Below are 15,980 nucleotides of genomic sequence, written 5' to 3'. Positions count from 1 at the left end.
TTTAGCGATTATGCAGTTACTTTAGCAACTACACCAGCACCAACTGTACGACCACCTTCACGGATCGCAAAACGTAGACCTGGGTCCATTGCGATTGGGTGGATCAATTCTACTGACATTTCAACGTTGTCGCCTGGCATTACCATTTCAACACCGTCTTGTAATTGGATTGCACCAGTTACGTCAGTTGTACGGAAGTAGAATGTGGACGGTAACCGTTAAGGAACGGAGTATGACGACCACCTTCTTCTTTAGAAAGTACATATACTTCTGCGTCGAATTTAGTGTGCGGCTTGATTGTACCTGGTTTAGCAAGTACTTGACCACGTTGTACTCTTCACGCTTAGTACCACGTAAAAGTACACCACAGTTCTCGCCAGCACGACCTTCGTCTAGAAGTTTACGGAACATTTCTACGCCAGTTACAGTTGTTTTAACTGTATCTTTAATACCAACGATTTCAACTTCTTCGCCTACTTTAACGATACCAGATTCTACACGACCTGTTACCACTGTACCACGACCAGAGATTGAGAATACGTCTTCGATTGGCATCAAGAATGCTTTGTCGATTGCACGCTCTGGTTCTGGGATATAAGAGTCAAGCGCTTCAACAAGTGCAAGAACTGCAGATTCGCCATACTGACCAGCATCACCATTAAGTGCAGCAAGTGCTGAACCACGGATGATTGGAGTGTCATCACCTGGGAAGTCATAAGTAGAAAGAAGTTCACGAACTTCCATTTCTACTAATTCAAGCAATTCTTCATCATCAACAAGGTCACACTTGTTAAGGAATACAAGAATATAAGGTACACCTACTTGGCGAGAAAGAAGGATGTGTTCACGAGTTTGTGGCATTGGACCATCAGTCGCAGCACATACAAGGATCGCACCGTCCATCTGAGCAGCACCAGTGATCATGTTTTTAACATAATCGGCGTGTCCTGGGCAGTCTACGTGAGCGTAGTGACGGATTGGAGAATCGTATTCTACGTGTGAAGTATTAATTGTAATACCACGTGCTTTTTCTTCTGGTGCAGAGTCGATTGCTGCGTAGTCTTTAGCTTCACCGCCGTAAGTTTTTGCACAGATAGTTGCAATTGCAGCAGTTAAAGTTGTTTTACCATGGTCAACGTGACCAATTGTACCTACGTTTACGTGTGGCTTATTACGTTCAAACTTAGCCTTAGCCATTTGCTCTTCCTCGTTTATGTCGAACACGAGTTAAACAACTCAGCATCGACAATCGTCTAAAAAACTAGACACCTAATACTTGAAAAGCAGACTAATAAGCCTGCTTTTTAAAAACTGGTGTAGAATAATCTACTAAATTGTATCTGGAGCTCTTATCGAGATTTGAACTCGAGACCTCTCCCTTACCAAGGGAGTGCTCTACCACTGAGCTATAAGAGCAATCATCTTCGATGGAGCGGGAGACGAGGGTCGAACTCGCGACATGTAGCTTGGAAGGCTACCGCTCTACCAACTGAGCTACTCCCGCTTAATGTTGGTAATTAACCACTTATCGAAGTTAATGGTGGTGAGAGAAGGATTCGAACCTTCGAAACTTTCGTGGCAGAGTTACAGTCTGCTCCCTTTGACCGCTCGGGAATCTCACCATTTACACTTACTTTCAGTGCCGTTCCTCCACACTATAACACAAAACTTTAAGATGGTGCCGGCACACGGATTCGAACTGTGGACCTACTGATTACAAGTCAGTTGCTCTACCAACTGAGCTATGCCGGCGTTTCTTAGTGTTTCGTACGTTTCGTATCGGAACGGTGTGCAGTTTAGCAAAACTCAGAATCCTTGCAAGTGTTTTTTTTAAAAAAAACCTCAAAAACTCATAAAATCAATCCGTTTGATGATAATTCAACCGCTTTGATCACTGCGCGAGCTTTTATTTGGGTTTCATTCCACTCTGATTCAGGATTTGAGTCCACAACAAGCCCTGCTCCAGCCTGTACATAGACTTTATTTTCACGAATTACACAGGTTCTAATCGCAATCGACATGTCCATTTCACCATGCCAGCCTAAATAACCAACAGCACCACCAAAAATACCGCGCTTTACCGGTTCAACTTCGTCAATAATTTCCATCGCGCGAATTTTTGGCGCGCCAGAAAGCGTTCCGGCTGGGAAAGTTGCTTTAAAAACATCCAAAGCATCAACATCATCCAACACTTCACCCTGCACATTGGAAACAATATGCATGACATGTGAGTAACGCTCGATTACCATTTGATCAGTCACTTGCACTTTACCGATTTTTGAAACGCGTCCAATATCATTACGCCCCAAATCAATCAGCATTAAATGTTCTGCAATTTCTTTTTCATCAGAAAGCAAATCTTTTTCCAATGCCAAATCTTCTTCTTTGGTTTTTCCACGAGGGCGTGTTCCCGCAAGTGGTCTTACAGTCGCAATACCATTTTCAAGGCGGGAAAGAATCTCTGGTGACGAACCTACAATATGAAATGGTTTTTGGTCAGCAATGGTCTGTCCTTGTACAAGGAATAAATAAGGAGAAGGATTCAAATGACGTAACGCACGATACACTTGCAATGGATCACCATCGAAATCCGAGACCATTCGATGCCCAGGTACAACCTGCATCACATCTCCAGCACGAATGTACGCTTTGACTTTTTCAATCGACTCTAGAAAACGGTCATGCCCAGTTAAAGATTCAAAATGTGGTGCTGTATGTTTTTTTGCAACCAAACTGATCGGCGTTGCCAATATGGCTTCCAAAGCATCGAGTTGTTGTTGTGCCTTGTTATAAGCTTGTGGATCATTAACATCTGCATGTACGATCAAAAACAAAGTGTCTTTTAAGTTATCAAACACCACCACTGTCTTTGACAGCATCATCCATAAATCAGGTAACCCAACAGGGTCAGCTTCAGGCACATTGCTTAAGCGTGGTTCAATATAACGTACTGCGTCATAACCAAAATACCCAACCAAGCCGCCTGTAAAATTTGGCAACGCAGGTAAATCTTGTTGCGTAGGCACTTTAAACTGTGCCTGAAAGTCACGAATATATTGAAATGGATCAGTACACGTCTGTGTCTCAACTCGCCCATCTGGAAATTTAACTGTAAGTTGTCCAGCATTGCAGGAAAATACAGTTGACTCACCCAGACCAATAATCGAGTAACGTGCCCAGTTTTCGCCCCCCTCGACAGATTCAAATAAATATGCCTGTTGGTGCTGTTGTAACCGTGCAAATACAGACAATGGCGTATCCGTATCTGCTAAACGTTGGCGATAAACAGGAATCAGGTTATATCCCGCCGATGTTAATTGTTCAAATTGCGCTAAAGTTGTCATGAGGAATTCTCTCTATTTTCGATATTACTAAGTATTGGTTTGCATACAGCTCACTTAGTGACGCCATCGAAAAGTACCTTTTCCATTCATTCCTCTTTCCTTTTCTCACAACAATTTCAAATATAGGGGTTAAGCCAAAAGCTCTGTTAAATCGTCGACCACCTGTTGCGGTTGACAAAGATGAATATCTTCACCGTGATTATAGCCATAGCTGACCACAATACAATCAACCTCTGCACGGCGGGCAGCTTCTACATCATTACTTGAGTCACCAATCATCAATGTTTTATCGACTGAAGATTGGTATGTTTCCACACAATACAACAATGGTTTTGGGTGTGGTTTTCGTACTTCAAAACGATCTCCACCAATCACATCAATAAAATAGTGATCCATTTTTAATTCTTCTAAGATTTTTCTGGCAGGCTGTTCAGGTTTATTGGTCACACAAATCAGCTTCTTGTTATTTTGTATTCCCCAATCTAAAAACGCTAAAATCCCAGAGAATGGCTGAGTATCTACACATGGTTCGGCATTGTAAATTTCCAAAAATGTATCAAGCAACTGCTGATGCAATACGGGATCAACCTCGTCTTTTAAATATTTTAAAGTACTTTCACAAAATAATGATGTGCCTTTGCCAATCCAAACGCGGACTTGTTGCTCAGTGACTAAAGGAAGATTTAAACGTGCCAAACTCAAATTCATAGCACGATATAAATCAAATGCTGAATCAACCAATGTTCCATCCAAATCAAATAAAATAAGTTCACGTTGGTCTAGCTTCGCCACATTCATGCTGTACACCTAAAATAATTTTTTAAAACTTATCGCACTAAAAATAAAATCCAACTTTAGTCTTTGTATAGACTTTACATAAAACAAAGGCATGCGATTGCATGCCTTGAGTGTATCGCATTCACAGATTATTTAAACAACAGCCATGCAATAATTGCCAAAATGATTAAGACAACCACCGTCATCAAGCCAACTTTGGCATTTTTCTGAGTTTCTATCTCTTTTTCAACACGAGCTTCTGGCGCTTTAACTTGTTCAATGTCAGGTTTTATTGGCGTATGAATGTCAACACCATCAGGAATTGGAGCTGGCTTAGGTACAGCTACGCCTGATGGCATTCCTTCACGAGTGATTTGTACATTGCTATCTCGTGCGGAAAGCTCTGGCATGCCCTGTTCACTCATTTTTTCTGCCGCACTCGGTTCAACTGATACAGCTGTATCAAGTTCTGCGGTTGCAATAGCCTCAGCAGGCTGTTGTACTTGTTGTTCGGCGAGTTGTGAAACTGAAGGCTCAACTTGTGCAATCGCTGGTTCAGCATCCGCAATGATAGATGTAGGCTCTACGATAGATTGATCAGCCACTTCAACTGCTTTTACAGGTGCAAGTACATTGAATTTAATGCTGGCAAATTGAACAATATCGCCATCCATCAACATTTTATCTTGATCGATGCGTATATCGTTCACAAAAGTTCCGTTTGATGACTTTAAGTCCTGTACCCATAATGCATCGTCTTTCAATAAAAATGCGGCATGGCGACGTGAGATTTCCGCAGACTGCAATAAAAGATCCGCATCTTGATGGCGACCCACCAACATGTCACGATCAATCGTCACTTCCTGCCCTTCTAGCTCACCCGAAATTGCTTGTAATTTCCAAGTCATCGTCATTCTCTCATTCCAATTTACATTTATTTTAACACGACATATCTAGAGTTCTAAATCAACTTAAAACCATACTTTAGCTCATGAATCAAACAAGCCATTGCAACAAATTAACTGTTAATCTTAAACATTCAATCAAACAGCTGATCTAATTTTAACACTCAAAATATCCGCTACTGCTTACGGATATCATTTGGTTCCTCTGCAACAGGGGTTGTAACCGCATTGCTTTTGTTTGGATTTGTTGCTACGCCACCTGCGGGTACTTTCTGATATTGACTGGATGGCTGTGCCGTCGGCTGTGGTTGAATCAGTTTAGGCTGAGTATTTGGTGACGAGGTAATAGGCAAACGCTGTTGGAATACATCATCAACATTGGCAGGCAGTTTGGCAAAATTCCCATCTTTATCCATCGCCAATTGCAAGCTGTATAGCTGGTCATAACGCTGTTGGGATAAACGACGTATTTCTGTATCGCCACCCACAATTGTTGGATGAATAAACACTAAAAGATTACGTTTAACATTTGACTTTGCATCTGATCTAAATAAACGTCCCAAGCCAGGAATATCTCCTAAGAATGGCACAGATTGACGACCAAGAACCGTATCATCAGAAATCAGCCCACCCAATACGACTGTTTGTCCATGATCAGCTGTTACTGTTGTTTTGATAGAGCGTTTACTGGTGACTAAGTCCTGAGCTTGTCCTTTACTAGATTTAACACCTGAAACCTCTTGCTCTACCTCCAAACGAATTGTCCCCCCTTCCCCAATATGCGGAACAACTTTTAAAGTCACCCCAACATCTTTACGTTCGATCGAAGTATAGGGATTAACTGTTCCGCCGGTACCTGTAGATACAGACCCTGTTACAAAAGGTACATTTTCACCCACAACAATATAGGCTTCTTCATTGTCCATGGTCAGAATAGACGGTGTAGAGAGCAGATTTGATTTCGTTCGCTCTTTTAAAGCCTGAATCACTGCACCATAGAGCTTACGAGAACCATCTGCCCCCTCTTTATAATCACCTAAAATAAGTGAAGTTCCGGGTTTAACTGCATTACCCAAACCTGCTGCACCACCAGATAAATAACCCGCAGCTAGTGCCGCCAAACTACTGCCGATATTATCAAAATTAATCAGCCCCACACCACTGCTGATATCACCCATTGCCCATTGCACACCCAATTGATCTGCATCATTGCCCTGAATTTCTATAATGGTTGCTTCAATCAACACTTGTTGACGGCGTACATCCAATTGCTGGATGGCGGCTTCTATTTCTCGCATCAATTGTGGTTCGGCTTTGACCACTAAGGCATTTTGCGCCCCATCTGCAATGATACTTACCCCATTAGCATTAAAGCTGGTGACATTGTTTTGATTATTGTTATTGGAATTGCTATTTAAATTAATCCCTGGCGTTGAAATACTGCTACTGCCTGAACTGGAATTTGAAGAAGAGTTATTACTGTTATTGTTTAAATTACTGCTATTACTAGAATTATTATTGGTCGAAGAATTATTTGAATTTGAATTGACTGCTTGCCCAGTGACTAAGCCTTGTAAAATTTCAGAGAGATTTTTTGCACTGGCGTATTTGAGTTTAAATACTTTTAGTCCACCTAAACGATCTGCTGATGGCACATCAAGCATTTCAATCATATTACGAATACGTTTGCGTGTACCTGTATCGCCTTTAATTAAAATACGATTGGTGCGTACATCTGCAATAATACGTACCCGTGCCCCTGCGAAATCTTTTGATGCGCCAGTCGCACTCATTGCATCTAATTGTTTAATGATTTCTTCAGCCTGACTTTGCTGCAAAGGTACAGCTTCAATATCATTTTGTCCTGTACCATCCAAATTACGAATGATGGTTTCAAGTTGATAAATATTTGCCGCTCGATCTGAAACAATTAACGCATTGGTGCCTTGTATGGCTGCCAAATGAGCAAATTGAGGCATTAACGGTCTAAGTGCAGGAATTAAATCATTTGGATTAGTATTTTCTAACCAAATTACCCGTGTGACCACCTGATCACCGCGTGCATTGTTGCGTGGATCATAAGGAACACCAGAGTTTTTAACATTACTGTCAGGCACTAAACGTATGGTATTGCCTGATGGAATCGCCACTACACCATTGACATTGAGCACACCTAAAAATAGGTCATAAACTTCGTTTTTATTGAGTGGTTTGTTTGAAATAACAGTTACATTGCCACGTACGCGCGGATCAACAGCAAAGTTTTTACCCGTAATATCTGCAACTTCATTGATAAAAGCCGTAAGATCAGCATCGCGTAAGTTAATCTTCCACGTCTGAGCATATGTTGCTGTACTAACTGCAACCATCATGGGTGCTGCTGCAACGATAGCCCAGAGTGGTCGATTGTGAGTCAAAAAAGCCATAACTTATTATCTATCCTAATTTTATTTGTAGTCCTAGCCACTTACAAACTTTGCTGAATGGTCATCACCTGATCACCACGCTTAATTTCAATTTTTACTTTTCCTTCACGCTTTGCTTGTTCTAGCAGTTGAACATCACTCTGTCCTTGACCGACTGACTGCCCATTGAGTGAAAGAATGCGATCCCCAGACCGAAGTCCTAATTTATTTCGAAGTGCTGCGGGGGTTTGTTCTGTCACCTCATAGCCTTGTCCGCTATTGGTGTTCACCCCCATGTTCTTTAGATATTGTTCTCGATTTTCATTCATTCGATCAATTGCCTGCCCCAACGCATTCTGACTGGTATTTTGTGGTGGCGGTACAGCTTGATCTGGATTACTGGTTGGTGTTGCCATATTCGAATCTGTAGGCTGCCCAGGTAAAGGCTGATATAAATTATCCAAACCTGTAAAACGTAACTCTTTACTATTATTGCCACCTTGGCTTAAAACAATATGATCCCAATATACTTCTGACAACTGATAACTGGTGCCTTCTATGGTTTCACCAACCACATAACGATCTGCCGTTTCCTTTACTTTAATCACAGCCGATGAAAAGCGTGCAGGATAACTCACCACGACGCCCTGCAAAACCATTGGAATGCTGTCATCTGCTGTTGCGCTTGAACCCACTTCATTAAACAAGGAAAAACTTGAAATATTAGGCACTTGTGCTTGTTGCGAGCCTAGACTCACTTGTTCAGGTTGCATCACTTGAGGCGGTGCGACCACCCACCAAAAAATAGAGGCTAATTTCCAACACAATGCCAAAATCAATATAAATAAAGCAACAGGTGCGAGATGCTCTGTTTTTTTCCAAGAAATGTTTTCAAACTGTTCTTTTATATTCATTAGAAACCACCTTGAATCAGTGGTTGTCTTGAACTGATCACAAATGTATCCAGTCCAGCTTTCCCATCATAAGATGGAACATTAAGTAACATTCTTTGGGTCAATTGTACATCCAACATCATACTTGGATCTAAACTGATATTCGCCATTTTTTGGCTGCGTTGATCTTGAATATCAAAAATCAGTTTACCTGCTTCATCTTTTAGCTGTGCATTTAAAGAAGGGATATTCATTTGATCTTGTCGTTGACCAAAAGTATAGCGAAGTTCACCACCAGCCCAATGCAGCTGACCATCAACATCACTAAATCCAGCATCTTTTTTAAAACGAAGGCTCATGTCCGAAATCTGTATGGCGTTTGCAGGCCATTGCCAGTTGGCGATATTTTTCAATGTTTCAGGAGCAATCTGACCTTGCATTTGATTAACAATGATTTTTTTACCCAAGCCATAGCCCACAACCCCATTGAGTTGCGTTTGTCCACTATGAACTTCAACATTTGCCCCAACACGCAATAAGATTAAATCCCAAGGACGCGTACGCCACGAAACTGACCCACGTAAATTACCTTTATGCCAATCCGCTTGCCCTTGCCAAATATTGCCACTGACATTGTGTAAGGTTTGATTATTTTTATAAAATTTAGCAATTAACCATGTTGCAGGAACTTGTAAAAGTACAAAAATTAAAAAAGCGACAACTCCAGTAATCCACCAGGTCATCCGTTTTGATTTTTTATTCATCCAGCTTTACCATCATTGATTTATTCTTCCATGCAAGATGATGCCCTCTTGTTTATACATTATGCATAATTTTTTCATATCGCCAATTCACTCGTATAAAAAAACCAAGCAGTTTTGCTTGGTTCTTTTATTTTATCGTCATTGAATGACACTTAGATGAAGATTAGATCAAGAAATCTTCTAATTTAGCGCCTTTTTCAATTTCAGCAACCAACCAGCGAGGTTGCTTACCACGACCCGTCCAAGTTTCAGCCGTATTTTTCTTATTGCGGTAGCGTGGCTCAACAGCTTTACGTGTTGTCTTTTTACGTTTTTGAGCACCATACTCAATAAACTGCTCTAGGCTTAAACCCGCAGATTCTGCAATTTCAACAATCTTATTATAAGCATCTTCGATCGCTTGATCTTTTTTACTTTCAATTAAAGCTTCAGCTTCAGCTGTTAACTTTCTTAACTCTTCAACAGATAAATTACTAATATCAGGCATCATTAACACTCCACATTAAACTTCGCAAATATATTTAAAATAAATTCACAGCAATAGTATTTTTATTTATACCAATTGGCAATACATATATTCCCCAATAAATACATAAAACAACAAAAAATGATTATAACACGCCAAAAATGTTTATTTATCCCAGTCAAAATAAACATACAACAAAAAGTAATTTTTGATACACGTTTTAAATATAATGATGATAACTGTAGCGTTTTTATAAATTCAGCAAATTGTTTTGAACTGTTGCTTCGAGATCAATTATAACTTTTCTTAAATTTTCAGGTATTAATGCTTTTTTCATAGAATCTTTATCTACAAATACGATGACCGCTTCACCATCGGCAACAATCTCCTGTTGCTGTTCACTGAATAATACATAATGCATGCGTATTGCACTATTGCGCATTTCCGCTATACCTGCACCAATATGTAGCACATCTGGATAAAATACTGGTTTTAAATATTTACATTGACTTGAAGCAACCACAGTTAAAACATCTTGTTCAAATACATTTAAACGATCAAAATATGCAATACGCGCACTTTCTATATAACGATAATACTGCACATTATTCACATGACCAAAAGCATCCATATCTCCCCAAGCGACCTTTTGTTCATAAACGATAGGGAATTGTGCCAATAGATTCATAATGTGTTCTCAAATTTTAAACTGAATGTAGTTGCTGTCTTTTTCAAAAATTGAATTCAATTGCTGAATTAATTCATCATTGCCATTTAGAGTGGCTTTAATCCGTAAATAATTCATCAAAATATCATTTGGATATAATGCTAAGAGCTGATCCGCTTCTGTTTCACGTTGTGTCGCCGTATATATATGCCACTTTGCAAAACTAAATACAGGAATATTTATATACTTACTTTCCAGATGAATAATCTGTTGTTCCAGATATTCATAATCTGGATTTTGCCGAAGCAACTGTTGTTGAAACCATAAGTAGAAAACATCCTGATCGAATTTCTCATCCAGCAATTGAATGGCAAGTTGTTGCTGTTGCTGTGCCAGCTCAGGTAGACGCGTAATTAACTTCAACCATAATACTTTGGTGTCATAGGGCATTTGATCAAGTAAAGGTGCGATTTCAAAAAACTTGTGCTGTAATAACTCCAAGTCCTCAAATTGCGCTTGGTCATAGCAACCTAAAAGCTGAATCAACCATTGTTGTTTGGTCGCGACTTCCAACTGTCCAAATTGACTTGAATGTAAATAGTGCCAAGGTGACTGGATTGCAAACTGTCCCCATAATTTTTGTACTGATAATTTATAACTTTCTGAAAGTTGACTCAGCCATGGCGACAACTCATGACCATTTAAAAACTCAAGATGTGTCAAAGCTTGCTGACTGTCATGCTGCGCCAAATAAATTTCGATACGGAGAATTTCGGCTAATTCAAATGCTGAGGGTGGGCTATTTTCCAAAACTTGCAAAGCTGCTGCATAATCACCTTGCTTGAACAATATTCGGGATTGAATAATCGCTTTTAATAAACCCGATTGATCAAAAATATTTTGAATAACCTGTTCTTGCTCATCTTCACCATCTAATAACCACAACACGCCCAATTGCTCAAAGGGATGCAAATCACTAAAGTTTAAAACTTGTTCTAATTTTCTTTTTTCTCTACGCAGATAGCGATTCAAGGCATACCACATCACATGCATAAGAAAGCTGATGATAACGCCTAGAAATAACAATACCCATAAGTTCGTCTGGATTTGAATATTATGCCAAAGCACATAAACATAACCAGCCCCTGCGGCATAACTCAAGACACTCAAAATCGCAAAAATAATCAGGCTAATAAAGGCATAGATCAAGAAAATATGTTTCATCCCACTACCCCAACACTGCCAAGCTATTCAGCTTAGGAACAGGAGATTGTGAGCTCTGTTTAATTTTTAATAATTGTTGTTTGATGTTCTGACTTGCAGCATCAGGCAACAGATCAAGTTGTTGAATCGCCTGATTCAGCATGGCTTTATATTCAATATTTTGACCTTTAATCAGAAGTTGTTGAGCGAGCAAAAGTCTCAATTGAGTTTCTTTTAAAATAAAGCGGCGATTGCTCAATTCTGGTGCATCCGTACTAAGTACATCGACCTTGAACCATTTCTCCCAAAAGTGGGCGCTCTGACTGGTATTTAATTTAAGTTGATTATTTTTCAGTTCTGCAGTCAAACTTTGATCAACTTGTTTGATTAAGCTATCCAACTGATCTTGCTGTGCATTTCTTTCAATCACAAACTGTTGGATATTCTGCATATCTTGAACAATGCTTTGATGCAGACTTTGCTTGACTGCCTCTGCCAATGCGTATTGATCTAAAGATTGGTTAATTTGGGTTAAATGCTCCAGCGCATAGACAAATTGCTGTTGTTGTATCGCAAACTGGACCAACTCAAGTTGCTGTTTAATCAACACACTTGGGTTAATTCCCGTACTGGGTTCTTTGAGTACAGGAGGTTGCTTGCTTGTTTCTTGACTCGGTTCATCCGCTTGTCTTTTTACTGCCACCAATTGATCGTTCAAACTGGCATTTTTTTGTTCACTTTTATGCAGTGTTTGTTGAATCTCATCCAACTGTTGTGAAACATGATAGAAGTCATAACTCAACTTAATGAGCCATCCTAGAGCGATCAACAATAAGATATAAATAAACTTCTTCATAATTTCCTTTGCAACTGCACAATGCTGTGTAGAATTGCTTTTGGTTCTAGCGTTAAAATTTGAGTGATATTAAAACATTTTTGAGTCGTATTTTTATCATGCATTAATAATTGATACAAACGCTCACCCAAAACTAAATAATGACAGGCATTAACCAAATGAGAATGCTTTTCTGTCAACGCCAACCAATTCCGCCAGCTTGCTTCACTACTGATACAAGTCCAGTAAGGCGGCTCAAATTGATTTATTTGATTGAGCAAAGCAGAAAACTGTATTTGGGTTTCTGGTGGGCATAAACGCTCGTATAAAACAAAGTTTAAAACATCAATATGACGTTCTTGGCACTGTTGCATCATAAATTGGCGACCACCTTTACCGCGCCAAAATGCAATTTTCTGAATATTCTCTATGCTGTTAAATATCGGTAAACTCAGCATACCTTCGGAGCTTTCCACCTCGGGTACATGACTTGCTATCCCAAATTCAGCCAAGCATTGAGCAGTTTTTTTTCCAACAGCAATCCATTGAATATGCTGAATCTGTGTAAGACTCATCCCAGACTGTTGAAGATACTGCATTCCCATTTGTACAGCCATTGGACTGACTACAACGATGATTTGCGTCGTTAAAAGTTTTGAATACAGTGTAGCTAAAGTACTGTCATATGGACGGGGCTTTAACGCTAATAAAGGCAAATCAACCACAGTAAAACCTGATTGACGCAAGCATGCTGTTAAAGGCTCAGCTCGGTCAATCGGACGTGTATTGATAAACAGCATCGGAACCCGATTACTGTGTTTGATACAGTGCTTTGAGTAAATCTCCAGCACCAAGTTGCAATAAATCTTTTGCGAGTTTTACACCCAACTGCTCTGCTTGTTCGACAGTACCACTGACCTTGCTACACAGCAATGTCTGACCGTCCGTACTTCCAACACGGCCTTCTAAAGACAATACTTGATTGTCCAGTGTTGCAAAGCCTGCTATTGGAACCTGACAGCCGCCCTCAAGATAAGCATTGAAGGCGCGTTCAGCACGTACACACGCATTGGTTTCATTGTGCATCAAAGGCAGAATCAAATTCAAAGTTTCAGGGTCATTAGAACGACACTCTAAACCTAATGCACCTTGTCCCACAGCAGGCAAGCTGAGTTCTGGTGCGAGACTATGACGGATACGTTGTGCAAGCCCTAAACGCTTTAACCCAGCACTGGCGAGAATAATCGCATCATACTGACCTGCATCAAGCTTAGACAAGCGTGTACCGACATTGCCTCGTAAATCAATCACATCCAAATCAGGACGCTGTTTAAGAATTTGACATTTACGGCGTAGACTGGAAGTACCAAGTTTGGCACCTTGAGGTAAATCTTCAAACTTTGCATAATGATTTGAAACAAAGGCGTCAAATGGATCTTCACGCTCACAGATCACCGCCAGCTCTAAACCTTCAGGCAATTGCATAGGGACATCTTTCATAGAATGTACAGCTAAATCTGCACGTCCATCCATCAATGCTGCTTCAAGCTCTTTGACAAATAAACCCTTTCCACCAATCTTAGCCAAGGGCGTGTCTAAAATTTTGTCGCCTTGAGTGACAAAAGTCACCAACTCTACTTTGATATGCGGATGCAATTGTTCTAAACGATCACGAATATGTTCTGCCTGCCACAATGCAAGCGGGCTTTGTCGAGTTGCGATTTTCAAGGTTTTCATCATTTCAGTTTTGCCAAACTTTTAAACACTCTAAACTTACCCTGCAATCTTAAAAATGCAAGTAAATTATCAAAATGATTTATCTTTCACACAAAACTATAAATTCTGCATGCGTTCCCTAAGCAAAGGTAAATGTCGACGACTCACCGCCAGACGCTCCTCAAGCTCACGGCATCGCGCTTGATACTGTCCTGAAGCAACCATTTCCAGACCATCCAAATAATCTAAAGAAATGAGTGCATTACGATGTATTCGTATAAAACGATCTGAAAATTCAGTTTCCAAATCCTTTAAGGTTTCATCAATCAAAACGCTCCCATTTTTATGGCGAACGGTGACATATTTTTGATCTGCTAAAAAATAATAAATATTTTCAACAGGGATCAGTTCCAAACCTCGATAGGTTTTTGCAGCAATTTGCTGCCTTTGCACTTTTTCTTCCATGAGTTCTTTTTTTTCTATCTGAGTTAATTGAGCTTGCGTCAGTTTAGTCACATTCCCTAAAACTGTTTCCAATTCATCCTTGGCAATTGGCTTTAACAAATATCCTTTTGCTTGAGATTGAATCGCCTGTAAAGCGTGCTCATCAAACGCTGTACAAAATACGATTGCAGGCATCGGGTTAAAATGCGCCAAATGTTGCGCACAACTTAAGCCATCCATTTCTGGCATCTGAATATCCAGCAACACGACGTCAGGCTCAAACTGTTGAACCATCTCCAATGCTTGCTTTCCATGTTGTGCTGTGGCAATAACCTGATGCCCAAGTTGCGACACCAACCGTGATAAGCGTTCCACTGCAAGCGGTTCATCATCACAAATCAGGATGTCCATTGCTCCTCCTTACCCAAATACCTACATTATTTATTTTTAATACATGTCTCAATCATCTATTTTTATACTGATATTGAATGACCATCGTAAATAATCCATTCCCTGCATAATTCCGAAAATAAACAGAATCGCCAAAATGTGCTTTTAAACGCTGTTTTACATTTTCTAAAGCAATTCCATGCCCTTGTCTCACTTTTATTCTATCTTGTAAAAATGGGTTGGTAATGACTATATTGACTTGATTTTGCAATATTTCAACCAGTATCCCAATCTTGGCATCTTTCATTTGGTTTTCGACCCCATAAAAAATACTGTTTTCAATTAAGGGTTGCAGGGTTAATAATGGAATTTGCACATATTCCAATAATCCCGGCTGTGGAATATTCCACTCAACATTTAAACGCTCGCCCAAACGGATTTGTTCAATGGCAATATATTGTTTCGATAATTGTATTTCTTCTTTTAAGGTCACCAATTTTAATTCTTGAAAGCTTGCTCTAAACAATTTTGACAAGTCAATCAGCATTTGTTCTGCTTTATCTGGATCAATTGCAATTAAACTCACCACACTGTTTAAACTATTAAATAGAAAATGAGGATGAATTCGCGCCTGCATGGCTTGAACCCGTGCATTTAATTCACTGTGTTGTTGTAAAACGGCTTGCTCGCGAATATACATATAACGCAAACAAAATGCACCGAGTAATATCCCATAACTTAAATGCAAAATAAGATTATGACTGATATCGTTTGTCGAAATATTTTGTAAAGAAAAATGAACAGCCCAATAATGCACAATATTCAGCACCAAAGTTGTGCACATGACGATGACCTGTAAAAGTATAAAACTGAAAATCATCGCCGACAAATAAGTATATTGCGCTAACCTTTTGGCAAATAGATCTTGAAAGGCAGCAAATGCCAATAATATCCAGTTAATATATAAAATATATTCTAAAACATGCCAAACATTTAAATTACTCCACGACTGTGCTTCTGCCAGTGCCAATAAAAAAGCCAATACATTACTGGAAATAAATAATTCCAATAAATACTGACGATGCCCCATTTTGCTAAAAAAATACGAAGGCTGAAAATGCAAAGTAGATTTTCTTGATGAATGATTGTGCTTTACTTCGGCAAGTGAGGC

General features: G+C 39.7%; 14 protein-coding genes, 4 tRNA genes and 2 pseudogenes. All 20 read right to left on the bottom strand.

The genetic code is table 11. From position 1 onward, the window contains the following. Positions 1-8 precede the first annotated feature (8 nt). Positions 9-298: pseudogene (locus tag ACINWC743_RS24845) on the bottom strand (elongation factor Tu). Positions 299-306: 8 nt separating this feature from the next. Next, a pseudogene (gene tuf / locus ACINWC743_RS11340) lies at positions 307-1,197 on the bottom strand (elongation factor Tu); the annotation flags it as partial. 144 nt (positions 1,198-1,341) lie between these two features. Next, a tRNA-Thr gene (locus tag ACINWC743_RS11335) sits at positions 1,342-1,416 on the bottom strand. Between the two features lie 12 nt (positions 1,417-1,428). Further along, positions 1,429-1,504, bottom strand: a tRNA-Gly gene (locus tag ACINWC743_RS11330). Between the two features lie 34 nt (positions 1,505-1,538). After that, positions 1,539-1,622: transfer RNA gene (locus ACINWC743_RS11325), tRNA-Tyr, on the bottom strand. A gap of 54 nt (positions 1,623-1,676) precedes the next feature. Continuing rightward, a tRNA-Thr gene (locus tag ACINWC743_RS11320) sits at positions 1,677-1,752 on the bottom strand. Positions 1,753-1,850: 98 nt separating this feature from the next. Continuing rightward, on the bottom strand, positions 1,851-3,344 hold the full coding sequence (trpE, locus tag ACINWC743_RS11315; RefSeq protein WP_009585461.1) for an anthranilate synthase component I: 1,494 nt from the start codon (positions 3,342-3,344) through the stop codon (positions 1,851-1,853). A 129-nt stretch (positions 3,345-3,473) separates the two neighbouring features. After that, on the bottom strand, positions 3,474-4,142 hold the full coding sequence (locus ACINWC743_RS11310) for an HAD-IA family hydrolase (RefSeq protein WP_009585488.1): 669 nt from the start codon (positions 4,140-4,142) through the stop codon (positions 3,474-3,476). A 128-nt stretch (positions 4,143-4,270) separates the two neighbouring features. After that, the gene (locus tag ACINWC743_RS11305) at positions 4,271-5,029 is read right to left on the bottom strand and encodes an FHA domain-containing protein (protein ID WP_035301021.1); all 759 of its coding nucleotides are present in this window, start codon (positions 5,027-5,029) and stop codon (positions 4,271-4,273) included. 173 nt (positions 5,030-5,202) lie between these two features. Beyond that, positions 5,203-7,452, bottom strand: a complete 2,250-nt coding sequence (gspD, locus tag ACINWC743_RS11300; RefSeq protein ID WP_009585512.1) for a type II secretion system secretin GspD — start codon at positions 7,450-7,452, stop codon at positions 5,203-5,205. A gap of 41 nt (positions 7,453-7,493) precedes the next feature. After that, on the bottom strand, positions 7,494-8,345 hold the full coding sequence (locus tag ACINWC743_RS11295) for a type II secretion system protein N (protein WP_009585487.1): 852 nt from the start codon (positions 8,343-8,345) through the stop codon (positions 7,494-7,496). Next, positions 8,345-9,088: a type II secretion system protein N gene (gspN, locus tag ACINWC743_RS11290; protein WP_009585481.1), complete on the bottom strand. Its 744-nt coding sequence runs from the start codon at positions 9,086-9,088 to the stop codon at positions 8,345-8,347. Before gspN ends, ACINWC743_RS11295 begins: the two co-directional genes overlap by 1 nt. A gap of 163 nt (positions 9,089-9,251) precedes the next feature. Further along, positions 9,252-9,578: an H-NS family nucleoid-associated regulatory protein gene (locus ACINWC743_RS11285; RefSeq protein ID WP_004826222.1), complete on the bottom strand. Its 327-nt coding sequence runs from the start codon at positions 9,576-9,578 to the stop codon at positions 9,252-9,254. 226 nt (positions 9,579-9,804) lie between these two features. After that, positions 9,805-10,242 carry an acyl-CoA thioesterase gene (locus tag ACINWC743_RS11280; RefSeq protein WP_004826221.1) on the bottom strand — a complete coding sequence of 146 codons (438 nt, stop codon included), beginning with the start codon at positions 10,240-10,242 and terminating at the stop codon, positions 9,805-9,807. Positions 10,243-10,251: 9 nt separating this feature from the next. After that, a complete protein-coding gene (locus ACINWC743_RS11275) occupies positions 10,252-11,445 on the bottom strand; it encodes a hypothetical protein (RefSeq protein WP_009585527.1) in 1,194 nt (397 codons plus the stop codon). 4 nt (positions 11,446-11,449) lie between these two features. Beyond that, positions 11,450-12,280 (bottom strand): hypothetical protein, encoded by an 831-nt coding sequence (locus ACINWC743_RS11270; protein ID WP_009585525.1) that lies wholly within the window; start codon positions 12,278-12,280, stop codon positions 11,450-11,452. Continuing rightward, positions 12,277-13,059: a uroporphyrinogen-III synthase gene (locus ACINWC743_RS11265; RefSeq protein ID WP_009585523.1), complete on the bottom strand. Its 783-nt coding sequence runs from the start codon at positions 13,057-13,059 to the stop codon at positions 12,277-12,279. Before ACINWC743_RS11265 ends, ACINWC743_RS11270 begins: the two co-directional genes overlap by 4 nt. 10 nt (positions 13,060-13,069) lie before the next feature. Then, complete coding sequence (hemC, locus tag ACINWC743_RS11260; protein WP_171064889.1) at positions 13,070-13,996, bottom strand: hydroxymethylbilane synthase; 927 nt, start codon at positions 13,994-13,996, stop codon at positions 13,070-13,072. Positions 13,997-14,092: 96 nt separating this feature from the next. Beyond that, on the bottom strand, positions 14,093-14,830 hold the full coding sequence (locus tag ACINWC743_RS11255; protein WP_004826215.1) for a LytR/AlgR family response regulator transcription factor: 738 nt from the start codon (positions 14,828-14,830) through the stop codon (positions 14,093-14,095). A 52-nt stretch (positions 14,831-14,882) separates the two neighbouring features. Next, the gene (locus ACINWC743_RS11250; RefSeq protein WP_009585473.1) at positions 14,883-15,899 is read right to left on the bottom strand and encodes a sensor histidine kinase; all 1,017 of its coding nucleotides are present in this window, start codon (positions 15,897-15,899) and stop codon (positions 14,883-14,885) included. Positions 15,900-15,980 lie beyond the last annotated feature (81 nt).

The organism is Acinetobacter sp. WC-743 (assembly GCF_000335555.1).
GTDB classification, from domain to species: Bacteria; Pseudomonadota; Gammaproteobacteria; order Pseudomonadales; family Moraxellaceae; genus Acinetobacter; species Acinetobacter bereziniae.
Note: the sequence above shows the minus strand (reverse complement) of the source record. Positions and strands in the feature narration are given on the sequence as shown.